Origin of the sequence: Pedobacter gandavensis (genome assembly GCF_014172405.1) — a bacterium.
Classification (GTDB): Bacteria; Bacteroidota; Bacteroidia; order Sphingobacteriales; family Sphingobacteriaceae; genus Pedobacter; species Pedobacter gandavensis.
In genome coordinates this window covers 1,290,279-1,316,288 of sequence record NZ_WNXC01000001.1, presented here as the reverse complement: position 1 = coordinate 1,316,288, position 26,010 = coordinate 1,290,279, and the positions used below count along the sequence as shown (strand labels likewise).

The following is a 26,010-nucleotide window of genomic DNA, read 5'->3' as shown; positions in this document are numbered from 1 at the left end:
AATAATGATAACTGTCTACTTTTGAGCAGAAAACAATAAAAAAAACATCATGAAACGTTTAGAAAATAAGATTGCATTTGTCACAGGTGGAAGCCGTGGAATGGGAGCAGCCATCAGCAAAAGATTAGCTGCAGAAGGTGCGCATGTCGTATTCACTTATTCGAAATCCAAAGCGAAAGCCGAAGCTGTGGCCGCTGAAATTAATGTCAATGGCGGACAAGCACAGGCGGTCCAGGCAGACAGTATCGATCCAAAAGCTTTAACCGCTGCCATTCAGCAAACCATTGCTGAATTAGGGCCGATTGACATCCTGGTGAACAATGCCGGAATCTATATTGGCAAGGAATTCAAATCACATACCCTGGAGGATTACGAAGAGATTATGGCCATTAATGTCCGTGCAGTTTACGTAGCATCACTTGCTGTAGTACCACATATGTCAAACCATGGGAGAGTGATTACGATTGGAAGTAATATGGCAGAAAATTCCGTTAGTCCACAAACCACATTGTACACCATGAGTAAAGCTGCGCTTGCAGGTTTTACCCGTGGTTTAGCCAGAGATCTGGGCGCTAAAGGGATCACCGTAAATCTGGTACAGCCAGGTCCGATTAATACCGATATGAATCCCTCAGATTCGGATTTAGCGGATTTTTTGAGGAGCAGGATGGCACTTTCCGAATATGGAACAGGCGACGATGTTGCAGGCCTGGTTGCTTTTCTGGCGAGTACAGAAGGAAAGTACATTACAGGTACCGCCATTACGATTGATGGGGGTTTAAATGCCTAGTTATTAAAATTTGGGTGATTCCGTATAAACTGGCTTTCGGTGGGTAGTTTTCAAGATCTACTCAGCGAAAGCCAGTTTATATTTTAGAAAAATAAAAAATAACATGGTGTATTTTAAATTAAATATCTGCTATATTAGGGTAATTCATTTACTTTAATTTGATGTAACGTTCGTTTATTTAACATTCGTGATATGCTATTGTTTATTAAAAGAGGTTTAATTTTCACACTGGTTGCATTGTCTTTTATGGCAAAAGCACAAGATACACTAACCATTAACGGGAGTATTGATAAAGTTTTTGACGGTAGGACGCTTTGTCTTGAGCCGATTTATCCTTACCGATCAGACTCACCCGAGTTTAGCGAGGAAAGTGTCATTAAGGAAGGGAAATTCTCATTTTCTGTCCCTGTAAAGACGTTGGAGCGTTATAAGATCAAGTTTAAAGGAGATAGAGGTCCTAATGTTGGTAACACCTTCCTTTTATTGCCAAAAAAAACGGAGATCATCTTCCAAGATACCCTATCAACATATCAGGTGAAGGGTAATGATATTCATAAAGAATATTGGGATTCAATTGTACCTTTAAAGGATGGAAAAAAGTATGCGCCTTATGAGATCAATAAGCTTGTCACTTCTTGGCTTGAGGCACACCCCAATTCGCCTCTGAATACTTATGTTTTATATGGTCTGGTCGAGGAAGTTTCCGATAAGGAGATTTTGAGGTTATATAATTTAATCCCTGATTCGCTGACCACAAATTCTTATGGAAAGGAATTAAAATTCATAATGGATAATCTGTACGTAGGAAAAACTGCACCTGATTTTACTCAAGTAGATACTGCCGGGAATAAAGTTTCACTTTCTCAGTTCAGAGGGAAATATGTGTTAATTGATTTTTGGGCTTCCTGGTGTACCCCCTGCAGAGCGGAGAACCCCCATTTGGTAGAAGCGATGAAAAAATATGGCAACAAAAAAATTGAAATCATTAGTGTTTCCTTTGATGACAAGCGGGAGCCTTGGTTAGCGGCAATTAAAAAAGATGGGATAGGGATGTGGAAGCATGTTTCTGATTTAAAAGGTCGTGAAAATGAATTGTCTAAGATTTATAGGATTAGCCCAATTCCCCGCAATTTCCTGATAGATCCGGATGGGAAAATCATTGCAAAAAATCTAAGGGGGAAAAATTTTCTCACAGAATTATCTAAGCTGATTAATTAACAAATCCTAATTATCACCTTGTCCATTTAACTTATTCGATATGCGTTTCTTTCTTAAAGAATGTTTGATTTTTGCACTGGTTGCATTGTCTTTGATGGCAAAAGCACAAGATACACTAACGATTAACGGAAGTATCGATAAGGTTTTCAATGGTAGGGTATTGTGCATTAATCCGATGTATACTTATGGCTCAGATTTGCCAAATCCAAAAAATTATGTGGAGAGTATAGTTAAGGAAGGGAAATTTTCATTTTCTATTCCTGTAAAGGAATTGGAACTGTATCTTATCGTAATTAAAGATGATAGTGTTAAAAACCGTTTTGCAAGGTTTCTATTATTGCCAAAGAAAACAGAGATTGTTTTCCTGGATACACTATTAAAAAAATACCATTTAACTGGTAATGATATTGATAAAGAATATCACGATTCAATTGTACCAATATATAACACACGTAAATTTACCCCAGAGCAGATCCATAAATCCCTGACCTCCTGGATCGAGGGTCATCTTAATTCCCCATTGAATACTTTCCTTTTAAAGGAATCATTGCTTAAATATATTTCAGATGAGGAAGCTTTAAGGTTATATAATCTAATCCCTGATTCCCTAAAAGCAAATTCCTATGGAAAGGAACTAAAATCCATTATAGCGTTGTATGTAGGTAAAACCGCCCCGGATTTTAGTCAATTGGATACTGCGGGGGCCGAAATCTCTCTTTCGCAATTTAGAGGTAAGTATGTACTGATAGACTTTTGGGCTTCCTGGTGTGGACCTTGTAGAAAAGAAAACCCTAATCTGGTTGATGCAATAAAAAAGAACAGTCACAAAAACCTTGAAGTAATAAGTGTTTCATTAGATGACAAGCGGGAACCTTGGATAGCGGCCATTAAAAAAGATGGGCTTGGCAGCTGGAAACATATTTCTGATCTAAAAGGTTGGAAAAATCAAATCGCGAAGCGTTATAAGGTTCGTTCCATTCCCTGTAATTTTTTGATCGATCCAGATGGGAAGATCATCGCAAAAAATCTAAGGGGGGAGACCTTTCCAACAGAGTTGTCGAAGCTAATTCATTAACCTGAAATCTGAATCTATAAAATCTATAATACTCCTTTCCATATCCCATTCTTTCTGAAGAAGGTAAGATCGTATTGTCGATTATTCGCTTAATTATTAGATTATTTTGGATACATTTAGTCAATGAAAATCCTGAAGACCGGCCAATTTTATGGGCATACAAATGAAATCCAAACCCTAGGGAGTCTTACACTGACTGACACAGAATATACTCAGGAAAAGGTGGACTGGCATTATCATGAGAATGCTTATTTTACGTTCCTCATTGATGGTATGGTAGTCGAAGGGAATAAAAAAGAAATCTACCATTGTCCGGCTGGAACCTTATTATTTCATCATTGGCAAGAGCCCCATTACAATATTAAACCTAAAGGATTTACCAGAGGCTTTCATGTTGAACTTAAACCAGAATGGTTTCTCGATTTTGAGCTGGAGATTGGTAATTTACAAGGCAGCACCAACCTTTACAATCCACAACTAAAGGCTTTGATGTATAATATCTTCAAAGAAAGCAAACAAAACAATGGTTCCTTAGCTATAGATTCCTTACTTATAGAGCTATTCAGTAAGGCAGGTAAAAATGAAGATCAGCTATCTAGAAAAATCCCAGACTGGGTACCAAAGATACGGTCGGTGCTTCATGACGATTTATCTTATGAATGGTCCCTGCATAAACTGTCGAAACAGCTGGATATCCATCCAGTACATCTATCCCGGGATTTCCAGAAATACTTCGGTTGTAATATTGGCATGTACATTCGAACCATCAGGGTTCAGCGATCGCTTGCCATGATTGCCAAGGGAAGTACCTCGCTAACCTCTATTGCTTTAGATTGTGGTTTTGCTGATCAGAGCCATTTCATTCGATCCTTTAAATCATTACATAAAATCACACCACTGGCCTATAGGAAGCTTTTATTTTAACATCAACATGTTAATCCCATTCTATTTTTGAAACCAGATCCTAACTACTTTTGAAAGAAAAAACGATGAACCTATTCCCTTTACGACCAACGGCTTTAATGACCTGCGCCATGTTGTTCTTTTGCTGCGCAGTAAATGCGCAAGTTGCAATGGATAAAAAATCCCCTGTAATCACTGATCCTGTCCACAAATCAAACATTGGAAAAATTGTCTTTACAGATAAACCTGTTAAGGTAAGTCAACTGGCAGAGGCTAAGCCCTTGCAGCAGTACCGGATGACCAACAAAAGCGACCTGTTCCTGACCGTGTTTTTAGGCAACACGATGACGGGTTATTTGCAACAGCTTGCCCCCAAATTGGATTCGGAAGCGCTGGTAAAGTCGGGTAACTATCAATTTTCTTACTATGTAGATCACAAACTGATTTACCAAACAAACCTCATGCCTGGGGCACCTAGTCCCGAGCAGCAAAATACCCTGACTGTTTGGAGCAAACCATTAATAGATAATGCACATGAAGGCCAATACTGGAGTCAGTCTGCCTGGAACCGGTTTATGTACAATGGGGGAGATAAAGCGCTAACTGAAGGCAACCATACCTTGAAAATCGAGCTTAGACCCTATATTAATTCCGGGACTTTAACCATCGGAAATGTAATCGCTGCCGGAAGCTTAAATTTAACCGTAAATAAGAAGATCGTCGTAGATTTGAATAAAGTAAGTCTGAGCCCGGTAAAACCTTATGCTGGCTTAAAAGTATCCAATGAGTCTTTCGATCGGGATAAAATCAAGACTTTAAAAGCCAATATTGAAGCCGATGCATTCAGACACATCACCAGCGTGGTGGTGATTAAGAATGGAAAAATACTCATAGAAGAGTACTTTAATAAAGCAACTCGTGATAGTCTTCATGATGTCCGCTCCGTTGGTAAATCCTTTGCTTCCACTATGACTGGAATCGCCATAAATGATGGATTTCTTAAATCTGAAAACCAAAGCCTGGGTGAGTTTTATGACCTTAAATCTTATGAGCATTATTCTGCTAAAAAAGCAAATACAACGCTTAAAGAACTATTAACCATGAGTTCGGATTTTGATGGAAATGATGATGACGGAGATTCTCCTGGTAATGAAGAAAATATGTACCCAACTGCAGATTGGCTGAAATTCACGCTTGATCTTCCTATGGATACCTTGAAGTACAAAGGACAATGGCATTATTTTACCTGTGGCGCGATGTTAATGGGTAGTTTATTGGATAAGTTGGTTCCGGTAAGCCTGGAAAGCTATGCCGATGCTAAGCTTTTCAAACCTTTAAATATTAGCCGCTACGAGTGGCAGTATACGCCTCAAAAGGTGGCCAACACTGCCGGTGGAATTCGTATGAATGCACTTGATTTTGCCAAATATGGTCAGCTGTATAAAAATGATGGCCTTTGGAATGGGAAACAAGTACTTTCTAAAACCTGGGTTGATAAGACGTTGACCAAGCAAATCGAAATCCCTGGAAGACCAGAAGAATTTTATAGTTACTTATTTTGGAATAAAAAGTACCAGGTTAAAGGCAAGGAATATGAGACTTTTTATTGCTCAGGTAATGGAGGAAATAAGATCTTTGTTTTTAAAGACCAACCTTTGGTGGTGGTAATCACCGCTACAGCTTATGGCACGCCTTACGCGCACCCTCAGGTAGATAAAATCATGCAGGAGTACATCTTACCTGCTGTAATAAAATAGTAAGACTAAATGCAGAAAACAACGAATTATTAAAAGTACCTGCACGTTTTTTACAATTTTAAGCCATTCTGTTGGGCTTAATTTGTAATTCAAAGAAATTATGAAAATGAAACTGCTTGTATTGTTAATGATGATGATCAGTGCGAAGGCATCTTTTGCACAAGACCAATGTAATTGTGAAGAGAGCCTGACTAAATTGATCGGTAAAATAGAAACGGAGTACCCCGGATTTGCAGAGAAAACAAAAGATACGCTCCTTTATCATAGCTTAAAAAGAAGTTTGCTGTTGGAGTCTAAAAGCCTCAGTGATTCCCTTTGCCTGAACGTTTTGGAGCGGTACACTAAGTTTTTCAAGGATAGTCATATCTGGATTCTCCCGGCACAAAAAAAAGCATTAGGACAAGGACCAGGATTTAGTAAAAAGGCCTTGGAGATCAATATTAAAGATTTCGAAAAGAGAATCAGTAAAACGCAGGATCAATTAGAAGGAGTCTGGAAAACAGAAGGCTATACTATTGGAATCATCAAGACTGCCTCCAACGAATATACAGGATTTATCATGCAGGCGGATTCGAAGGTTTGGAAACCAAAAGATATCAAGTTTAAGCTGGCTGGAAAAAATCATTTTGAATACTTGATGCTAGACAAAAGCCTGCAACAAGGAACGTATAGTTTCCATGAAGGTGGCATCCTCTTTTTTAATGAGCTCAAATCTGTATTTGTCCGCCAGCAAGCCCATCCAGTTTTGAATGCCAGCCAGATTGCAGAGAAAATAGATGAAATTGAAGGGTTTTATGTCAAGAAGCTCAGTCCTAAAACGACGTTAATCAGACTTTCAAATTTCAGTTACGGATATGTAAACCGCATTGAACAACTGATAGAAAAAAATAAAGAGCTGCTTGGACAAACGGAGTACCTCATCATCGATTTACGGGGTAATGGAGGTGGTACTGACGATGCCTATGCTAAGCTCTTGCCTTTCATATTAACTAATCCTGTGAGAAGCATGGGTGTAGAATATCTGGCTACCCAAACCTTAATAGATGGATTGGAAACCTACAAAAATGGCCTCCAAGATGTAGAGAAAAATAAACCTGAAATAGAAAGGATCAATAGAAATGTTAAACTGTTTAAAGAGAACCTTGGGAAGTTTGTGAATACCTCCGGGAAATCGGTCGAGATAGATACCATACAATTAGCGGCACATAGCCCGAAACAAATTGTAATCCTCTCCAATGAACGAGTCGGAAGTGCCGCAGAAAATCTCCTGTTAATCGGAAAACAAAGTAAGAAAGTGAAAATATTGGGTACCCCGTCTTTCGGGGTGCTGGACTATGCATCTGCGCGGTTTTTTAAATTCGGATGTCCAAACTATCAACTCTTATTACCAACTTACCGTTCCCTAAGACTCCCAAAATATCCTATTGACAATATTGGTGTTCAGCCGGATACCTATCTGGATGAAACAGTTACAGATTGGACCGATTATGCCCTGAAGTATTTGGAAGATAATTAATCTAATCGGGGGAGAATTTATTCTCCCCCTTAACAATCACATAACCCCACATTAACTATAAGCTTATTTCTTCCTGCTAGGTTTACCACTGTTAAATTCAGGCAGACTATGAAGGAATTAAGTGAATTATCAGACCAGGAGCTATTGACAAATTGTCGGAATGGTACCGATAAAGCTTTTGACCTTATTTTTCAACGTTACTTTAAACCGCTCTATTCCCTGTCGCTGAAATATGTACGCGATACCGAAGTTGCCGAAGAATTGGTGATGGACCTGATGATGTGGGTCTGGGAAAAAAGAGCCATAGATTTCTGTCCGGACGGAAACCTTAAAGCCTATTTGTTTCGGGCGATCCGCAACAGCGTGATCAGCTTCTTCCGGAAAAAGACTTTAGCCACCCAACCATTGGAATTGTACCATGAGGAAACCATGCCCGATTCCAGACATGCCGATCACAACCAAAGCTATGCTGAAATTGAGGCCTGCTTTCAGGAAATGTTGAATGAACTGAGTCCACAGCGACGAAAAGTATATCAAATGAGTAGGGAAGAGGAGATGACCTATCCACAAATCGCAAATCAGCTTAATTTATCCGCCAACACCGTTAAAAGTCACATGGCTTTCTCTTTAAACCACCTGCGTAAAAGTTTACATGAGTACCTCGATGTAACCGCTACGATTGCAGTCTTTTGCTGGTTTATAAATTAATTCAATTATTTTTTCAAACGCGTTCACCCTACCCGTGTTTTTTTGCGCTATTCCTATTGAAGGATATCGCATATGCAGCAAGCCACAGATAAAGCACTACTAAAAAAATATTTAAACAATACTTGTACCCCCTCGGAACTGCAACTGGTTCGCAGTTATTTATTGAGGCCAGGTACCTGGGAGATTTTGAATGAGCTGATGGCGGAGGAATCAGCTGCAGAATGGGAACGTGAAACAAACCAACCTGTCGAGCTGGACGAGCAACTCCGCAATTGGCAGTCTAAGTTTGAACAACGTAAAGCCAATGCGGTACAGCCGGAGGAAATAAAACCGAGCCTCGTTCAGACTACACAGCCTAAAATAATACCAGGATTTTTCAAAAGAAACGATCTTTTTAAATATGCGGCTATACTTAGCACCATCATTTTGGGGATAGGCATTTATACTTTCAATAATTATAGGGGAAAGCAGGTTCAGCCGGCAACGCTTACCGCTAAAATATCGATGAAAGAATTTAGCACAGTAAGAGGACAACGCGCAAAAATAACCCTGACTGATGGTACGGTAGTTTATATGGGTGCGGCAAGTACCTTAAAATACCCGGAACAGTTTACTGGCGCCCAAAGAAACATCTCCCTGGAAGGAGAAGCATTTTTTGAGGTTGCAACTAATCCAAATCAGCCTTTCCTGATACAGACAGAAAATATTCGTACACAAGTATTGGGAACTTCCTTTAAAGTGAATGCCATTAAAGGCAGGCCATTTAAAGTACAGGTAGCAACCGGTAAAGTCAGAGTGGATCGCATCAAACCGGGATATCCCAAAGAGCAACTGGCTATCCTAAGCCCCGGACAACAGGTCACGCTAAAAACATCAGATGCCAGTACACTCACCGGCCAGGTCGCGATTAAAGAAATCGAGGGCTGGAAAAATTCAACCCTGGTGTTCAAAGATCAAACGATTGGGGAAATCGCCGCACAGCTAGAACGGGCATATGATGTTCAGTTCAGGTTTAAAAACGAAGAAAAGGCGAAGGAGGTAGTCACGGTGACGCTTCAGGACAATATCCCATTGAATCAAACCCTTCGTGCTTTAAGTGCCGGGGCACAATTCCAATACAATATAAAAGGCAAAAACATCACCATAAAATAAGGAAAGGCGGTTATGATCGATTAATTACTCAGAAAAAAAACGTTCCCAATGGCCTTGCAGGGCTAAAGGGAACGCTTAAGAATTCCATCGTGTCTGCATTGTTTTCGAAGACACCTAGACACGGGGAAAGAACAGCCGGAAACCGGCTCATTAACATATTGTTGCCCAAAGGGCATTTTAACACGTATAACATTCAAATATATGCAAAAAGGATCAATAGCTAATCCTTCACTTTTGGAGGAACCCGGTGGTTCCAGATTTTTAAGAATAATTTATTTGCTGATGAGATGTTCATTTGTCCTGTTATTTACCAAACTGACCATGGTTGGAATGCTGTACGCCAGCACCGTCACCGGTCAGGATCTTAGTCAAAAGCTGGATCTGAAATTAACAGCGATGGGGGTTAAAGAAAGTCTGCTTCACATCGAAGCCAGAACAGGTGTTAAGTTTCTGCTTCCACAGAAAGTATTAGACCTCAGTGATAAAAAGGTAAACCTAAACGCAACTGCCATTACCGTTGCTGAAGCCATCAATAAGGTGCTTTCCAATACGGGTTTAAGATATAAAGTGGTAGCCAAATATCTGGTCATAGAAGCTATCCCGGTTCGGCAACGCATGACGGGGCAGGTAATTGATGCGGCAAATAAAGAAAGTTTACCCGGTGTATCCATTCAGCTAAAAGGACAGGCTGGAGGGACTACAACCGATATGAACGGTAATTTCAGCATCATGCTCAATGAAGCGGAGGGCCTTTTGGTATTCAGCTATATGGGCTATAATACTAAAACGGTTAAAGTTGATAAAAATAGCATGAACCTGAGTGTAGCCATGACGGCATCCAGTAAAGCCTTGAACGAGGTCACGGTACAAGCCAGAAGGAAAACAAATACAGAAGTGGCCGTATTAGATGAAAGGAGAAAATCTTCCACCATTCAAGATGCGATTTCCTCTCAATTGATTGAACGTACAGGAAGCATCACGACCACACAAGCTTTACAGCGGGTTTCTGGGGTAACTGTAACCGATGATAAATATGTAGCCATCCGCGGATTGGGAGACAGGAGTGTCATCGGGCAGCTGAACGGTGTTCGCTTAGCCTCTTCAGATCCGGATCGGAGTACCATCCCATTGGATTTGGTACCCGCATCCTTACTGGATAACATCACCATTTATAAAACCGTAACACCAGATAAGCCTGCTGATGCCGCAGCTGGTATCGTGGAGTTAAAAACCAAATCCGTACCGGAGAAAGAGACTTTTGAAATCATGGCGCAAAGTGGTTTTAATTCCAATGTTGGTTTAGGTGGTCAATACAATAGTTTCTGGAACAGTGATATGGGGACTTTTGGAAGTAAAATCAACAACAAGAATCTAAGCGCGGATTTTAAGAATCTGGCCAAGCAATATCCCGATGGATTAGGTTCCATACAAAACATGATCGCGAATAGCAATTACAGTCCGACAGCCTATCAGGAAGTAAATCGGGTCAATAAAATCATGCAGTCTTTTGATCCGGTCTTGACCACCCAATATAAAAAGGCACCTTTAAATCAGTTGTATTCCGCAACTTATGGAAATAGCTACGACCTGTTTAAAAAACATAAACTGGGCGTAATCTTAGGGGGGAACTACTATCGCCGCATCACCGATATCAGCGGCGGCGATCTTACTCAATACAGCATTTATCAAGGTGTGGTGACCGGTAACCCGGACATCTACAGTCCAAGGAATATTCCAAACTACATTACCCCAAATAGTCTGTATATGGGTAAATACCAGACCTATAAAGAAAATACAGGTATAGAAACACTCAACTACGGGACTTTAGCGGGTTTAACTTACCGTTTCAACAGCCGTAATGAGATCAGTATGCAATATCTAGGCAGCTGGGGAGGCGAAAGTAAGGCCACAAACCTCTACGGTCGTTATGAATATACCGGCTTGCCAGGAGAAGTAAATACCACTACTTATTCCTTGAAACAAACCTTCCGTAACCTGAATACTTTCAATTTACAAGGCGAGCATAAATTTTTTGATACGGAATTGTCGCCGCGTTTAAGTTATAATGTAGCCAGTTCCAGATCCAAACAAAATGATCCCGATTTCCGCTTTGCGAGTTTGGTAGATTATATGCCAAGGGGCGGTGGCTGGTATAACAAGCCAGGTATTGGCGCTGGAAATACTGCTGGCGACCTTACCTATACTAAACATCTCTATGCCTTAACTTCAGGTTATGTGAATGGATTTGGTCCTTATGGCATCATGCAAGCGGAACCAAACGGACGTAGATGGCGTAACCTGGATGAGAAAAATTACAACTATAAAGCCGACCTGAATATTCCTTTTAAACTATTCGGACAAATCCAGCAATTCAAAACGGGCATAAATTACCTGTTCAGAGACCGGACTTTTGCCGAAAATCAGTTGTTCCTACCCGGATCAAACTTCACCACTTATAAAGCGGTACCACTGTATGGTGTAGAAGGCAATCTGAACCGACTGGTCAGCAATCAGGTGATTGGTGTGCAATTGCCTGCTGCCAATCAAGGCGAAGGGATGTTGCCTGTAGGTGGTTTTCTATACAACACCCAGAAATCACCAAATAACTATACCGGCTATTTTGAAACGAATGCCTTCTACGGAATGCTGGATTTGAAAATCACAGAAAAGCTCCGTATCGCTGGTGGGCTACGTTTCGAAATGACCAATATCGGGTCTAAAGTAGATACTGCAGGTGTGTTTTTAGATCCTTCTTTAACTGCAGGGGGTGTAAATGGTGGCCGGATTCCGCTAAATCCGATCAATCCGAATTCAGTATATAAAACAGGATACAAACCTTTTTATTCTGTTAATGCCACCTACACTTTAAATGATAACATGAATTTCCGTACGGCTTTCAATACCACTTTAGCCAGACCAGAATTAAGAGAAATTACCAATGTTTTTGAATTCGATGCCTTCCAGATGGGATTGGTAGTCGGCAATCCGAACCTGAAAAACCAATCTACACAAAACCTGGATTTCAGGTGGGAATGGTTCCCGGACAAAGGAGAGGTGATCGCGATCTCTGCATTCGGTAAACGCATAGAAAACCAACTTGTAAAGGTATTCAGCCTGCAAACTGCAGGTCTGGCAGCCACCTATCCTGAGTTTCCTACCATCCAGTTTCAGAATGATCCGAATATTGGTAGAGTCTGGGGATTGGAATTAGAACTGGTGAAAAGTTTAGGTTCTTTATTCGATCCGTTGAAGAATTTCTACCTCGGTTCTAATTTGTTGCTCGCACAAAGTGACATCAAGAAAACACCAGAACGTTATGAAGCGATTCGCTCATTAGATCGGTATACACCTAAAAATTCTCCGCTTTTTGAGCAAGCACCTTACTCGATCAACGCCTGGTTGAATTATGAAAACCCAAAATCAGGGACAGATTTAACCCTAACTTTTAACATGGTAGGAGAGCGATTGGTACAAATTAACCTTACCGGAGAACCTGACTTGTACACGCAACCAGTTCCGGTGTTGGATTTTGTATTCAGTCAGCGGATTACCAAAAATGTCAAGTTTAAAGGCTATGCCAAAAACATCCTGAATCCGGATATCAAAACCGTTTATGCAAATCCTCAAACCGGTGGTAAATGGTACGGCAATGAATACATCAACAGAAGCTTTAACCGTGGTGCTGAAATTATGCTGGGCTTCACCTATAATTTTCTCAAATAATGAATCAGATAAAATATAAATTTCTCCCCTTGTTTTGCCTGACTGCCATGCTCATCTTCCAGGCATGTAAAAAGGATAAGGTTAATTTTGAAGCAGACAACCGCGTTTTAACGGAGAACCGTGCCAATTCGACCGCCAGGGTGATCAATCTAGCGCTTTTTAATCAGGTCATCGCGAATGGCGATAGTCTGACCAGTTTTATAACGCCAACACCAACTGCTGGAACTCCGATTAAATTACCAGGAACAGCTTATTTTCCTATAAATGGATACCTGACTAAAACCTGGTATATTCCACAAAACCTTTTCAATGCACAGGAAATTGTAAAGCTGGATTTCATGACCAGGTCTTATCAGTCTACATTAGGCAATGACATCAATATTGAGATCAAAAATGATGACAACAATCCGACGGATTACTTCCTGATGCCAACTTTTGGGATGGAAGGACAGCCAGATGTTGTTGCCGTAAAACGTGGTGTCTCGGCACCATCAAAACCCGACCATTTTAAAATAAGAATCGTAAATCTTTCCGGAAAAATTAAAAATCCTGCCTTCAATAGCAGTGGTAGCCAGGAAGATTTAACAGGTAGTGTCTCCTTGGCTTATGCCGATGGTACTTTGGTGAATTCCCAAACCAATAACATCAGCTCCAGCAAACAAACTTCTGAATATATAGAGGTTCCTTATGGTACTTATCAGTTTAAGGTGCTCATGCAGGATGGCCGACAAATGCCGGCACTTGGTACGGAATTGAATCAATATACTTTGCTGGATCCGCCAACCTCTACAATTCCAAAGGATATCATGAATTCTACCGCTTTAACTTATGCGCCAATTCAAACCTATCAACCCGGTGGTATCTATACGATTCTAATCGCACCACAGCGTTTTAACTACCTGATTAACGAGAATTCGGAGACTGCTGATACCTATCAGAATTCCTTTCAGATCCTCAATGACAATACCGCTGCGGTGAACAATACCTATTTCAGGGTTCAAGCTGCGAACGCCTGGAATACAGGAGCTGTAAGTTTTAAAGTAGATGGCAAAACCATTGCAACAGATCTTGGGTTTGGCGCATCCGGTGCCTATAGTAATTTTATTCAGGGCACACATACTGTGGAAGCTCTGGATGGTTCTGGAAAGGTCATTGCCAGCGGATCACAAGTACTTCGCCCTGCACAAAATTATACCGCCTGGTTATACCCGGATGCTGCAGGTGCGGCGAAATTAATCCTGGTAGCCAACGATTTGAGCGGGGCAACTTATACCGGTGGCCCGGCACAAGAAGATGCGACCTATGCCAGAAATCAATACCGCTATTTCTTCTTTAAAAGGTTTTTGAACCTGTCCACCGGCAACCCATACCTCACGTTTACGCTGGATAATGGTCAGTCTATTGCCAGTGGCGATGATAACCCCAATGCCGGTGTCAACCTTCAACCGGGAATGCCATTGTTTGAACGTCCGTATGTGCGCAGTAATTATGAGGAAAGCTCCTACGAAGTGATGGCTTACCGTTCTAAACCTAATGTCGTTCCTGGCGTTTGGGCAAGCGATATAGCGGTGCTCAAAAGCAGTGATTTTATCGCCAATAAGGACCTGTATCTACGCCCGGGGAGAGCTTTACCCGTACATGAGCCGGGAATTTACACGGTTAGCTTAATTGGGCAATCGGGTACGGGAACTGCAGCCAACATGAAAGCAAAAATGATCATGATCAAACATAACAAATAATGAAAAAGAATAGATTATTTCAAATGAATACCTCATTTGTCTGGCTTGTAGCTTGTAACTTTCTACTGCTGACTTCTGGTTGTGTAAAGGTAGAGTACAGTAAAATTAAAGAGCCCGCTTACCTGCGCGTATTCAACAACCTTAACTATGTCCAAACCCTGGGTAGCAAGGACAATAAAGTGCCGTTTTTCTGTATGTTCATTAACCCGGTTGTAGATGCCAGCGGCATGCCGGTAAGTGCAGAAATTGTCGGTGATTTTCTAGATCAGCGGGACGCCTATGCTCCGCCATATCCATCGCATATCGGAAACAGTACTTCCGTAAATAACCCGGAGTATCCTGGAAAAGAAAATGTATTGGTAGGTTCGATCCTGAATGGTTTTGATTTGAGCAGCTGGGCACAGGTGCCATCGGGGAAAGTACGGATCATGTTCGCATACCGCCCTAAAAATACCGTACCCTTCTTTCAATTGGAAAGCCAGCTTAAAAAGGATATCCTCATCGATACCACCATCAATTTAACCAATAAGGAGGTCTATACCTTGCATCTGCTGCAGAAAGATTTTGTGACCAAAAAAACAGGTGTTTTACTGCGTCAGGAGATCTTCCATAAACTACCATTGTCTGACTCATTAACCTATGTGAATTTCTATAATATGAGCGCAAAAGGTTATTGGGAAGCCGACAAGTCGCTTAAGGAAGACAATTTCTTGCTGGCAAGTTTTCAGGGGGGAATGAAAGATGATATGAACATTTATCTTTCCCTTTTTGAAGATCAGAATCTATTGAGTAAGCAAGGGCCTACAATACCTGGTTTTAAAGGGAAATACTTCGCCAATGTGAAGCTAAATACCGAAAGCCCGGCGGTTAATCCCTATTCCAGCTTCCCGATCTGGGCCAGTAAATCATCCAATGGCATCACCACAAACATCTGGCAGCGCTTCGACTTTTTTGTACCGGGGATGGATATTACAACCAATCCATACTTTGGTGGCTCTACTGATAATGGAGGTAACTGGGTTTCTGTGAATTGCCTGCAAAACGGTAAAATCAGGATGGCGAGCAATGATAACGCAGCGATACTGCCTAATGTATTGGTCAATATCCACTCTGGTAAAAACAATCCAGCCACATTCGCTACCGTAAACACCATTGAGGTTGTAAATGGTAAGGTTTATTTAACCACCATTCAAAGGAAATATGCACCGCCAATTTATTAAGAATATGATTTTCATGGAAAAAATAAGATATAGGAGTAAAACGCTGATGATACTGGCCATAGGAATGCAAATCTTAGGTCTGGTTGCCTGTAAGCATGAGGATTTAACGATTGCTGTACCTAACGAGAACATCCGTCCGGCAGCTGATTTTGTGAAGAATAATTATGAAATGCGCTTGTTTTATGCAGCCATCAAAAAGGTGGGCTATGTAGATCAGCTCAATGGAACAGGCCCCTTTACCATATTGGCACCTACCGATGAGGCATTCAATAGGATGGGGGTTTATAACCCTTCAGATTTTGATAAAATGAACCAGGATAGCCTGAAAAAGGTAATCGGATACCATGTATTACCACGTAGATTAATGGTAAGTGACATTCCTAATAACGGGATCGATGTACGTTATGCTACTTTATCCGATGCGGAATTATATGTTTCCAGGGCATCTACCAACCCAAATGGAGGCGCTGAAAATGAACTGTATTTTTCCGGATCTGAGGTGATCCGACAAGATGTGGTGCTGGCCAATGGCAGCCTGCAGGTATTGGACAATGTAATGAAACCTAATTTCAATAAAACGGTACAAAGCTGGCTGGCCGGACAGCCGGAATACAGTGTGTTTGTAAGCGGTTTGAAGAAGTTTAACTTATGGGATCAGCTGGCTGGAAAATCGGAGTTTACCATTTTTGCGCCCAATAACGAAGCCCTTAAAAATGTAGGGATCACTTCGGCTTCTTTAAATGAAATGGATGCCAGTAAATACCAGGGAGATGTCCTTTTTGGGGTTTACCTCTTATACGACAGACACTTCTTTGTGTCCGATACTCAGGTATTCGCCAGGATCAATTCGAATAGCTCCTTTAATTATTTTCTAAAGAACAGTGGCTATTACATGACTTTCGGAGGCGGAAAAATATATCCCAGTTTTAAGCTCGGTTTTGGTTTGGTCCTGCGTCCAGGTAACGGACCTGCGGATAGTCCTATAAAATCAGCAACTGGCGACATCGTCGCAAAAAATGACAATTTATGTAGCAATGGGCTTGTACATCATTTAATGGATGGAATGGTAACACCAGAACAAGCGCTAAAAAAATAAGATATCATGATGAATATGAGAATTTTAAGGTCTGCGGTGCTATGGTCAAGTCTATTTCTTTTAGCGGCTTGTACCAAAAGCGAATTTTTGCCTGATCCGGAAGGAAGCCAGGTTCCTTTTCAACCTGAAGCCACACAAACTGTAGAAGAATTACTAGCCGCATCTCCGGCAAAACTTTACTACAACGCCTGGCAAAAAAGTAATATCAAGACAATCCTGAAAGCCAGGAGCAGCAAATTGGTATATACGGTTTTCGCCCCCAATGATGCGGCGATGCAAGCTGCGGGTTTAACCGCCAGCGCAATCGCTCAGATGCCTGTAGCAGAATTGGATAGCCTAATGATGTTTTATACCACGATTGGACTGGTTACGCAGACAGAATTGAAACAGCGAACCGACAATTTTGTGGTGAAGACCTTGTTGCAACGACCAGGGCTTTACCTTCCTTACTTTGAAAATACCGGAACAGGCGTAAATCAGTACGATCTCTATTTCTATAAAAACTATGTAGGGATAAAAGGAGAGTCAATACTGATCAATGGCAAGAACTCAGGTAAGCTGAACTATGTTCCAGCGGTTAACGGCGGACTGTATATCTTGGAAAAGGCCATAGAAAAGCCAAGCAAAACCATTTTAGAAGCTTTAACTGAGGATGGCAGATTTACGATGTTTTTAGAATCTCAGCGCCTCGCCGATGAAAGTTATATAGAGGCCATGATCAATGATATGGAGCCGCTTTTCGGTTATAGGCCTGAGCCGGAAGAGGTGTTACCTTATATCAGCAACCGAAAGCTTTATACCGTTGGATGGGGCATCAATGCGCCGACTTATTCAGGATATATAGGTCCAAATATTACGATATCTACACTGTTTGCACCTACGGATGAGGCTTTTAAGAAAGCTGGATTTCAAACGGTAGCCGATATAATGAGGTTTAATGAACGTAGTGCAGGTACGATCCATTTTGATGACTCCTCGTTCTCAGGAGTAGGTGGATATCCCATGGATACGGTTTACAACTTTCACCGCGACTGGGGAAGGATGTTCCAGCCAATGACGAGTGGTGGTGATAAAGCCTATGCCAATACGACGGTGTTTTATGGCAATGTGCTCCAAGCTGGGTTGAACGGTTACATGGTTAATGTAGGTGGAAATCCACCCTCAAATTTTGCCTATAAAATGCCCTTGGAATTTTCATCAGCAAATAACAGCATCCAGATGAAGGTAAAAGGTTCCGAGTATCCGGCAGCTGTGGTGACAGAGACGGATATAAACACACTCAACGGACCTATCCATGTTGTGGATCGACTGCTTTTTCCTAAAGGATTTAAATTAAACTAAAACATGACACAGCAAATTAATTTATATAAAAAGTACAGCCTGTTTTCTTTGATGCTGATGGTGGTATTGGCTACGTCATGCAAAAAAGATAAAGCAGCGTTGAAAGATTACGATAACAATAAAATCAACCTGGTGATTGCTGATAATTTCAACTTGTCGGCTTTTAGTGCAGCTTTAAAGCGTAGTGGATTAGATCAAACCTTACAACAGGGAGCGGGTCCTTATACCACTTTAGCTCCTTCGGATGCGGCTTTTTCTGATGCGGGATATGCTGGGGCAGTAGGGGTCATGACGGCAAATCCAACCACGATTTCGCGAATTGCCAATTACCATACTTTGGATGGTCGTTATGAACTGAATAAGTTGCCGTTTTTATTTAATCAGGAGTTGCGTTCCCGAGGAGGAAAACTGTATGCGACACATTGGATCAAAGGGCAGGATACGATACTTACCCTCAATGGTTCCCGAGTGATCTCGCAAAATATCCCCGCTTCAAATGGGCTGATCCAAGTGCTTAACCGGGTGCTCACACCTTACCTTCATGATTTACTTGGGGATGCAATCGCCGCAGAATCTAGTGTGACGCTGTTTACACAGGCGCTAAGGACTTCCGGTGTTTTACAGACCATCAACGATGCAGGGCCCTACACCATTTTTGCACCCGACAATACCGCAATGCAAACGATGGGGTATAATAGTATCGAGCAAATCAACAATACCGATCCGGAAATATTGAAGCGCCTGGTCAATTACCATATTGTGAAAGACCGCCGGTTTATCTACGATTATATTTTAAGTACTGGCCCTTCGAATACGAGTAGACAAGCCATGATGGATGGCAATTCGGTTACGATGACTTTAGTGCCGGACTATAATGCGGAAGGAAGCTTTACCGGGATCACCCTAAGGGGAATTGGCAATACGAACGAGCTGAATTTGGTTAAGCAAGATATCCTTGCCGGGAATGGTGTACTACATATTATTGATGGCGTTTTGCGAATTACCCAATAACAGGCTTCCTAAACTCAAATTAAAATTAGAAAATGAAGAAAATATATACAATCGTTATGCTTTGCGCCCTGATGATGGTGTCGTTTTATGGCCTGGCGCAAGAAACAAGTGGGTCTTTAACGGGACAGGTTAAGGATGCCAAGGGCTTAGCGATCCCCGGAGCCACTGTGGTGGCGGTTCATACGCCTTCTGGCACACGATACGCGATGTCTGCCGATAAGGATGGTCGTTATTTCCTGAATAACCTCCGGATTGGCGCACCTTATTTGGTGACCGTTTCTACGATGGGGATGAAAAATACAACACGTAATGACATTTCAGTTCGTTTGGGCGGCAGTCAGCAGCTCAACTTTGTCCTGGAAGAAAATGCACAGGAATTAAAAGGCGTAGAAGTTTCTGCGAAAAAAACAATCCGCCAAAAAGCTGATAGCTATGGAGTAGGGAAGAATATCAGTACTGAGCAGCTGAAGAACATGCCTACCATCAACAGAAGCATTACTGATATCACCCGGTTAACGCCGCAAGGTAGTCGCGATAACAGCTTTGGGGGCACTAACTTCAGGTATAATAACGTGACTATTGATGGTGCGGTAAATAACGATGCTATTGGTTTTAGTCCTTCTTTAGGTGGCCAAACAGGTACCTCAGGTATGAATGGTAGCAGTACCCGAACCAATCCGGTGTCCTTAGATGCGATCGAAGATATGCAGGTTTACCTGGCACCTTTTGATGTTAAAATAGGAAACTTTACTGGTGGATCGGTCAATGCGGTAACCCGTAGTGGTACCAATACTTTTACGGGTTCTGTATACGGACTAGGCAGAAATGCAGCAATTACGGGTCGCGATCGTGTAGGAGGTCTGGGGAAAATGAACAGCGATTTCTATGATTACCAAACTGGTTTTCGCCTGGGCTTTCCGATTCTGAAAAACAAACTGTTTTTCTTTACCAATGAAGAGATTACTAGGCGACAGGATCCCACACAGTTGAATGTAGGTTCAGCAGAAACGGATCCTATTTTTAGTGTAGCTGATGCAGAATCCATTGCAAACACCGTAAAAACCCGCTATGGGAGTGTTTTTGATGCCGGTACTGCCGGAGTTTATACGAACTGGAGTAAATCTCAAAAGTTTTTTAACCGTTTAGATTGGAACATCAATGATCAGCATCAGCTGACCCTTAGAAATAACACGATTTTCAGTAAAGCGACCCACATGGACCGCGATCAGCAGGATTTCCGCTTCAGCAGCATGGCTTTTCAACAGGAAAACAACCAGACGAGTACGGTGGCTGAGTTAAAAAGTAGGTTCAATAACGCGTTATCCGGCAATTTATTGGTCGGCTTTACCCATGTTAACGATAGCCGGGATCCATTAAGCGATCCCACTTTGCCACAAGTACAAATTATGGGCCGTACACCAGGAACCACCATTTACTTAGGGACAGACCGCGAAGCCAGTATCTTCAATATGAAACAGCAAACCTGGGAGTTTACCGCCAACTTAAACTGGACTAAAGGACGTCATAAGGTTTTAGTAGGTACACACAATGAGTTGTACCATATCACTTATGGCTTCGTCAATGCCTGGAATGGTCGTGTAGATTACCAGAGTATTGAAGATTTTACGAATAATAATCCTTATCGGGTAAGGGGTAGCTATAATTATTTAAATAACAATAGAGATTATCTATTGGCTAATCCGGCCGCGGATTTCAATGTCAACATGTATAGTTTATATGTGCAGGATGAAATCAGAATCAGTGATAAATTACGCATCACTCCAGGTTTACGTGCAGATTTTGTAAATCTACCGACCATGCCGGTTTTGAGTGATAAAGTTCGCGACATTATCGCTGATCCGTATTTTGGAAGTACTTATACCTATACGCCACTGAACCGGATCGACAATAAATTCTTAAACAAAGTACAGTTATCGCCGCGCCTTGGTTTTAGATACGATGCTCTGGGTGATCAGAAGTTGATTTTTAGAGGAGGTATAGGGATGTTTACCGGGCGGATTCCTTTTGCATGGTTGGCTTATGCCTATTACAATACCGGGAATACTTTTGGTGCTATTGATCAGAAAGCGGATCAACAACCCTTTTTACCAGGTACCGATCCGATTAGACCAAACCCAAATGGAATTGCTGGTTTTATTGAGCAAAACGGAACAGTGGTTAACAATCCAAACAGCGGTCGGACACAAGCAGATTTGGTAGATAACGGATTTGTGATGCCACAGGTATTGCGGGGAAGTTTAGGTATCGATTATGAAACGGAAAACGAATGGCGTTTTACACTGGAAGGAATGTATACGAAAAGCTTAAAAGACGTACTGTTTCAGCAGTTGAATACCAAGGATAATCCGCTGTATTATGGCTACGACAAGGAAAAACAACAACCGGTTTATGGTGGCACAGTTGATCCGCGTTTCTCCAATATTTACCTGCTGAGTAATACCAAAGAAGGTTATCGTTATAGCTTAACTGGTACCATCAACAAAACATTTGCAAAAGCATTAAATGTGAGCACTTCTTATACCTACGGACAATCCAAAGATTTAAGCAACGGGGTGCGTAATTCTATGGAGAGTAACTGGCAGCTTAATCAGGCTTTAATCCCAAATAACCCATCTTTAAGTTATAGTAATTTTGATATTCGTCACCGCATTATTTCGACGATCTCCTATAGTTATGCCTGGAGAAATGCAGGAAAAACAAGCATCAATCTGTTCTTTAGTGCGCAATCTGGTAGTCCATTTACCTATGGTATTGTCAACGGTAATATTCAGGGGTTGCCACAGCAAGTGAGTTTAACTTATATTCCTTTGCCTGAAGAAGCGATCCGCTATTTTAAAGATATTCCAACACAAACTGCCGGGCAACAAGCTGCGGCTTTTAATCAATTTATTGATGGAAATGAATACCTAAGTAGCAGAAGAGGGAAGTATACCGAGCGAAACAAAGGCAGGACGCCTTGGAATGTACAGGCCGATTTACACCTTGCCCATGAGTTATTTGTCTCTCCAAATAAGTCGCAATCGTTGAGCTTTACGGTAGATGTGATGAACATCACCAACCTGATCAGCAAGAGCTGGGGTGTGCAGTATTTTTCACCAAATACATTTAACTCGACAAGCAGTGTCGGTTTAACGCCATCGCTATTTCCGCCACAGCAAAACGCAGGTAATTATCCTGTTTTTACTTTTAACAACCCTGGACAGCCTTATAGCATCGATTATTTCGGGTCGAGAACGCAGATGCAACTGGGATTGAGGTATAGCTTTTAGTTTATTTTTTAGAAATTAAGTCATAGAAAAGATGAATATTCAACATAAATGGAATTTTAGTATCGGCATGATGCTGTTCTTCCTGCTGTTTATTGGCGCTTGTAAAAAGGATAAGGTGGAAATACCTGTTCTGGCATTTAAAATAGACAGTTATTACCCTAATAGTGGGAATGCAGGAACACTGGTTTCCATTGTTGGCGAAGGTTTTGGAACGGATCTTCCCAATTATTCGGCCACCATTTCCGGTAAAGTGGCGGAGGTGATCAGTGCTACTTCAAACACCATCGTTTTGCGTATGCCAGAAGGAGGGAGTACCGGGGCATTGTCTATAAAATATGGATCTCAAAATTTTGAGCTGGGACAATATATTTATCAGGATTTAAGTGTGAAAACGGTATTTCCTGCCAACGGACCTGCGGGTTCTCAAATTCGGATTACCGGGGAGGGCTTTAGCAGTACGGCAGGTCCGGCTACAGTTTTCATCAATGGAAAACCTGCATTGGTAGTCAGTGTTTCAGACCAGGTGATCGTGGCGGAAGTGCCATTGGATGCTGGATTTGGGCCAATCGTAGTGAAGGTTAATGGTAAAGAGGCTAAAGGTCAGAATTTCACTTATCAGGCTATTGCCAGTATCAAACCTTTAAGCGGTGGTAAAAATACAAAGGTGACCATCACAGGTACCGGCTTTGAAGCATTGGCAGTTGGTAATCTGGTAGATTTTAATGGAATCACAGCTACGGTACTGGAAGCCAGTAACGAAAAGTTGGTGGTGCTGGCTCCTGATGGGGTAACCACTGGTCCACTTTCCGTAAATATCAATGGACAGAAAACTGCAGGGCCAGTCTTTAAAGTAGTTGCTGCGCCATCGATTCAAATTGTAACGCCATTAAGTGGCCCGCAAGGTGCGGAAATGACCATTTCTGGAGCGTTGTTTAGTACGGTTCTGGATGAGAATAAGGTATTTATCAATGGCGTCTCAGTTCCTGTGCAATCGGTTAGCGAAAGCCAGATTAAATTGGTTTTGCCAGGTGGTACAGGAAGTGGATTGGTCAAAGTGGTAGTCAATGATCAGGCCACGGACGGGCCGCAATTTAAAGATCAAACGCTTGGAATACTTTCTGTAAGCCCGGATAATGGCTTAGCGGGGACAACCGTCACCATTAAAGGATCTGGTTTTAGCACCAACGCTTCGAATAACAAAGTATATTTTAATGGCTTGCTGACAACAGTGAAAACTGCTACAGAAAACACCTTGGTATTGGATGCGCCAGTAGGATTGAGTAGCGGTGATTTAAAAGTCGTAGTTGGTGGTCAGGAAGCACTGGCACCTCAGGATTTCAGAAGAGCAGGAATGCTGACCTTAGCTGGTGGACCAAATAGTGACACCTTTGGAGGTTTTATGGCCGGAATAGCCGTGGATAACAGTGGAAATATCTATGCAGCGGACAGAATGAATGGTGTCGTGAAAAAGATTACACCATCTGGAGTGGTTAGTATCTTACAGGCCAATGGGGCCAACATTACTTTTGATACGCCTTATGGAATTGCGATCGATAAACAGGATAATATTTATGTGTCAGATATTGGCCGTAATCACATCCGGAAAATCACGCCTTCCGGTCAGAATTCGGTCTATGTTTCTGGTTTCGCGCCAGGTTTGATGACATTTGACAATGCCGGAAACCTGTATGTGAATATTGTTGCTGCCTATGCGGGGATGAACAAGGTCAATACTGCCGGTAGTTTCACTAAAGTGAGTGGCCCATTTTGGCCTATGGCTAAGGCAGTGGTAGATGCAGATGGAAATTTATACTATGTAGATTCCAGTTCAAGTAGTAATAATGCTGTTGGACGTATTGCTGCCGGAGGTGGAAATGAAACCTATTTCACGGGTAGTTCTGATCCTGGATTCGAGGATGGAGTAGGATTCGCGGCAAGATTTAACAGTATTGGAGGTGGATTGGCTTTATATGGTCCTGGTAAATTAATTGCCGGCGACAAGTATAATTATGCGCTTAGAGAGATTGATATCGCCAGTAAAAAAGTCTCCACACTGGTTAAATTAACCTCAGGATTTGCAGATGGGGCATTCTCCAAGGCAAAAATAGGCTCAATGGATGATATGGCCGTTGATAAAGATGGAAATATTTACATTCTCGATGCCCAAAATAAGGCGATAAGAAAGATTTTCTTGAAATAAAGAAGGATTTAAATTAATCTGTATTAACAATTGCGCTCCAAGCCCCCATAAGTTTTAAACTTTTTGGGGGCTTGTTGTTTAGCAGGGATTCATGTTGGGGTAAATCAGGAACCAGCCTATGTCAGGACAATATATGGGCTATGATGACCTTTAAATTTTTACGGCTTTCTCAGTTTGTTTCCAGGAGGTTGCTAGGGCTATTACTCGTCAAGTTGCCTAATCAACTATGAAATAAAGCCGATTTAATCTACTATATTGTTACTATTAATTATAGACGCTATATAGATTTTCTACTGTGTATCTGGTTATTTATCAATACCTTGATTTATTCGTGTGGTACACACATTTAAAGCTCTTGATTATGGCAATATGCAGCGTAGGCCCTTATGGGCACCCTTCTGGGAAAATAGGAAACGTAGTTTTCTACATGCTAAACGGACAACCGATATGCCGCCTGGTCGGCAAACCTGGAAAACCGACTACAAAACAGTTGGGAAATCGACAGGCAATGGCTGTAACGATGGGATTGGTGGGACCAATGGCTGATTTTATCAATGTTAGTCTGAAGTTAGAGGCGGAAGGAACCCTTAAAAATTCACACAATCTGGCTGTCTCTTACATCAAAAAACAGGCTCTAACCGGTGAATATCCCAATATTAAGGTAGATTATAGCAAAGTAATTCTAAGCCGGGGATCATTGGACGCAGTAAAAGATTTGAAAATCAGCAAGGGCGAAAATGGACTGAATTTAAGTTGGGATAATAGCCTTTCTGCAAATGGGGCTAGTGATGATCTGGTCATGGTGCTGGTTAACCATCCGAGTAAAAAGAGGGCAAGTACTTATCTGAATGCCGCTAGAAGGGCAGATGGAAGCTGTTTTATTGCGCTTTCGGAGGAATGGATGCTGAATGAGCAAATGGAAGTTTATCTGTGCTTAAGGTCTTCAAATGAAAAATCAATTTCTGACAGTGTTTATGCAGGAAATCTGAATGGTGTTGCCGATAGTCAGGCGGAGAAAGCAAAAAAAGCTCATTTTACGACTATGAAAGCGCGTTTTGATCAGGTATCCCTTGCTTATCAAAAGCAAATGGAGGGGGAAAGTATTCCAGAAGGAAAGGCTTTCCGACATTTGGAAAGAGAATATCGGATGTTAAAGGAAAAACTGAAACACCTGCCGGGAAAACCTTCCTGAAATTCAAAGGTTAGCTTCAGTTGAAAGGATTATATGACTTGTTTTTTAACAATAATAGATGCGTTTTGCCTGAAAATTT

The 26,010-nt window shown here is 41.6% G+C and carries 17 protein-coding genes; all 17 read left to right on the top strand.

The features are described 5' to 3' along the window. The first annotated feature begins 49 nt into the window (after positions 1 to 49). The 17 genes from GM920_RS05215 (at position 50) to GM920_RS05135 (ending at position 25,931) form a co-directional block, all read left to right on the top strand. The gene (locus GM920_RS05215; RefSeq protein WP_182954100.1) at positions 50 to 790 is read left to right on the top strand and encodes an SDR family NAD(P)-dependent oxidoreductase; all 741 of its coding nucleotides are present in this window, start codon (positions 50 to 52) and stop codon (positions 788 to 790) included. 192 nt (positions 791 to 982) lie between these two features. Further along, positions 983 to 2,008 carry a TlpA disulfide reductase family protein gene (locus GM920_RS05210; protein ID WP_182954098.1) on the top strand — a complete coding sequence of 342 codons (1,026 nt, stop codon included), beginning with the start codon at positions 983 to 985 and terminating at the stop codon, positions 2,006 to 2,008. A 40-nt stretch (positions 2,009 to 2,048) separates the two neighbouring features. Next, entirely contained in the window at positions 2,049 to 3,083 is a 1,035-nt protein-coding gene (locus GM920_RS05205) for a TlpA disulfide reductase family protein (protein WP_202986038.1), read from the top strand. Between the two features lie 123 nt (positions 3,084 to 3,206). Then, positions 3,207 to 4,007 (top strand): helix-turn-helix transcriptional regulator, encoded by an 801-nt coding sequence (locus GM920_RS05200; RefSeq protein ID WP_182954095.1) that lies wholly within the window; start codon positions 3,207 to 3,209, stop codon positions 4,005 to 4,007. Positions 4,008 to 4,072: 65 nt separating this feature from the next. Continuing rightward, entirely contained in the window at positions 4,073 to 5,743 is a 1,671-nt protein-coding gene (locus GM920_RS05195) for a serine hydrolase domain-containing protein (protein ID WP_182954092.1), read from the top strand. Between the two features lie 100 nt (positions 5,744 to 5,843). After that, entirely contained in the window at positions 5,844 to 7,259 is a 1,416-nt protein-coding gene (locus GM920_RS23590; protein WP_235964439.1) for a S41 family peptidase, read from the top strand. Between the two features lie 108 nt (positions 7,260 to 7,367). Beyond that, positions 7,368 to 7,967 (top strand): RNA polymerase sigma factor, encoded by a 600-nt coding sequence (locus GM920_RS05185; RefSeq protein WP_182954090.1) that lies wholly within the window; start codon positions 7,368 to 7,370, stop codon positions 7,965 to 7,967. A gap of 72 nt (positions 7,968 to 8,039) precedes the next feature. Further along, positions 8,040 to 9,119 (top strand): FecR family protein, encoded by a 1,080-nt coding sequence (locus GM920_RS05180; RefSeq protein WP_182954087.1) that lies wholly within the window; start codon positions 8,040 to 8,042, stop codon positions 9,117 to 9,119. Between the two features lie 282 nt (positions 9,120 to 9,401). Next, positions 9,402 to 12,842, top strand: a complete 3,441-nt coding sequence (locus GM920_RS05175; protein WP_182954085.1) for a TonB-dependent receptor — start codon at positions 9,402 to 9,404, stop codon at positions 12,840 to 12,842. Further along, positions 12,842 to 14,581: a DUF4397 domain-containing protein gene (locus tag GM920_RS05170; protein ID WP_182954082.1), complete on the top strand. Its 1,740-nt coding sequence runs from the start codon at positions 12,842 to 12,844 to the stop codon at positions 14,579 to 14,581. The genes GM920_RS05175 and GM920_RS05170 overlap by 1 nt, the downstream gene beginning before the upstream one ends. Further along, entirely contained in the window at positions 14,581 to 15,801 is a 1,221-nt protein-coding gene (locus GM920_RS05165; protein ID WP_235964438.1) for a hypothetical protein, read from the top strand. Before GM920_RS05170 ends, GM920_RS05165 begins: the two co-directional genes overlap by 1 nt. Before the next feature lie 13 nt (positions 15,802 to 15,814). Further along, entirely contained in the window at positions 15,815 to 16,897 is a 1,083-nt protein-coding gene (locus GM920_RS05160; RefSeq protein WP_182954080.1) for a fasciclin domain-containing protein, read from the top strand. A gap of 6 nt (positions 16,898 to 16,903) precedes the next feature. After that, a complete protein-coding gene (locus GM920_RS05155) occupies positions 16,904 to 18,238 on the top strand; it encodes a fasciclin domain-containing protein (protein ID WP_182954078.1) in 1,335 nt (444 codons plus the stop codon). A 3-nt stretch (positions 18,239 to 18,241) separates the two neighbouring features. Further along, the gene (locus tag GM920_RS05150) at positions 18,242 to 19,249 is read left to right on the top strand and encodes a fasciclin domain-containing protein (protein WP_235964437.1); all 1,008 of its coding nucleotides are present in this window, start codon (positions 18,242 to 18,244) and stop codon (positions 19,247 to 19,249) included. A gap of 32 nt (positions 19,250 to 19,281) precedes the next feature. After that, positions 19,282 to 22,539, top strand: coding sequence for a TonB-dependent receptor (locus GM920_RS05145; protein WP_182954075.1), 3,258 nt, complete (start codon positions 19,282 to 19,284; stop codon positions 22,537 to 22,539). A gap of 31 nt (positions 22,540 to 22,570) precedes the next feature. Continuing rightward, positions 22,571 to 24,739 carry an IPT/TIG domain-containing protein gene (locus GM920_RS05140; RefSeq protein WP_182954073.1) on the top strand — a complete coding sequence of 723 codons (2,169 nt, stop codon included), beginning with the start codon at positions 22,571 to 22,573 and terminating at the stop codon, positions 24,737 to 24,739. Between the two features lie 361 nt (positions 24,740 to 25,100). Continuing rightward, positions 25,101 to 25,931: a DUF6266 family protein gene (locus GM920_RS05135; protein WP_182954070.1), complete on the top strand. Its 831-nt coding sequence runs from the start codon at positions 25,101 to 25,103 to the stop codon at positions 25,929 to 25,931. Positions 25,932 to 26,010: the final 79 nt, after the last annotated feature.

What these genes read in the sequence shown, in the direction of transcription:
- GM920_RS05200 (WP_182954095.1), top strand. Translation starts at nt 3,207, where the DNA reads ATGAAAATCCTGAAGACCGGCCAATTTTATGGGCATACAAATGAAATC.
- GM920_RS05170 (WP_182954082.1), top strand. Translation starts at nt 12,842, where the DNA reads ATGAATCAGATAAAATATAAATTTCTCCCCTTGTTTTGCCTGACTGCC.
- GM920_RS05140 (WP_182954073.1), top strand. Translation starts at nt 22,571, where the DNA reads ATGAATATTCAACATAAATGGAATTTTAGTATCGGCATGATGCTGTTC.
- GM920_RS05150 (WP_235964437.1), top strand. Translation starts at nt 18,242, where the DNA reads ATGACACAGCAAATTAATTTATATAAAAAGTACAGCCTGTTTTCTTTG.
- GM920_RS05195 (WP_182954092.1), top strand. Translation starts at nt 4,073, where the DNA reads ATGAACCTATTCCCTTTACGACCAACGGCTTTAATGACCTGCGCCATG.
- GM920_RS05165 (WP_235964438.1), top strand. Translation starts at nt 14,581, where the DNA reads ATGAAAAAGAATAGATTATTTCAAATGAATACCTCATTTGTCTGGCTT.
- GM920_RS23590 (WP_235964439.1), top strand. Translation starts at nt 5,844, where the DNA reads ATGAAAATGAAACTGCTTGTATTGTTAATGATGATGATCAGTGCGAAG.
- GM920_RS05205 (WP_202986038.1), top strand. Translation starts at nt 2,049, where the DNA reads ATGCGTTTCTTTCTTAAAGAATGTTTGATTTTTGCACTGGTTGCATTG.
- GM920_RS05135 (WP_182954070.1), top strand. Translation starts at nt 25,101, where the DNA reads ATGGCAATATGCAGCGTAGGCCCTTATGGGCACCCTTCTGGGAAAATA.
- GM920_RS05215 (WP_182954100.1), top strand. Translation starts at nt 50, where the DNA reads ATGAAACGTTTAGAAAATAAGATTGCATTTGTCACAGGTGGAAGCCGT.
- GM920_RS05145 (WP_182954075.1), top strand. Translation starts at nt 19,282, where the DNA reads ATGAAGAAAATATATACAATCGTTATGCTTTGCGCCCTGATGATGGTG.
- GM920_RS05180 (WP_182954087.1), top strand. Translation starts at nt 8,040, where the DNA reads ATGCAGCAAGCCACAGATAAAGCACTACTAAAAAAATATTTAAACAAT.
- GM920_RS05185 (WP_182954090.1), top strand. Translation starts at nt 7,368, where the DNA reads ATGAAGGAATTAAGTGAATTATCAGACCAGGAGCTATTGACAAATTGT.
- GM920_RS05175 (WP_182954085.1), top strand. Translation starts at nt 9,402, where the DNA reads ATGAGATGTTCATTTGTCCTGTTATTTACCAAACTGACCATGGTTGGA.
- GM920_RS05155 (WP_182954078.1), top strand. Translation starts at nt 16,904, where the DNA reads ATGATGAATATGAGAATTTTAAGGTCTGCGGTGCTATGGTCAAGTCTA.
- GM920_RS05210 (WP_182954098.1), top strand. Translation starts at nt 983, where the DNA reads ATGCTATTGTTTATTAAAAGAGGTTTAATTTTCACACTGGTTGCATTG.
- GM920_RS05160 (WP_182954080.1), top strand. Translation starts at nt 15,815, where the DNA reads ATGGAAAAAATAAGATATAGGAGTAAAACGCTGATGATACTGGCCATA.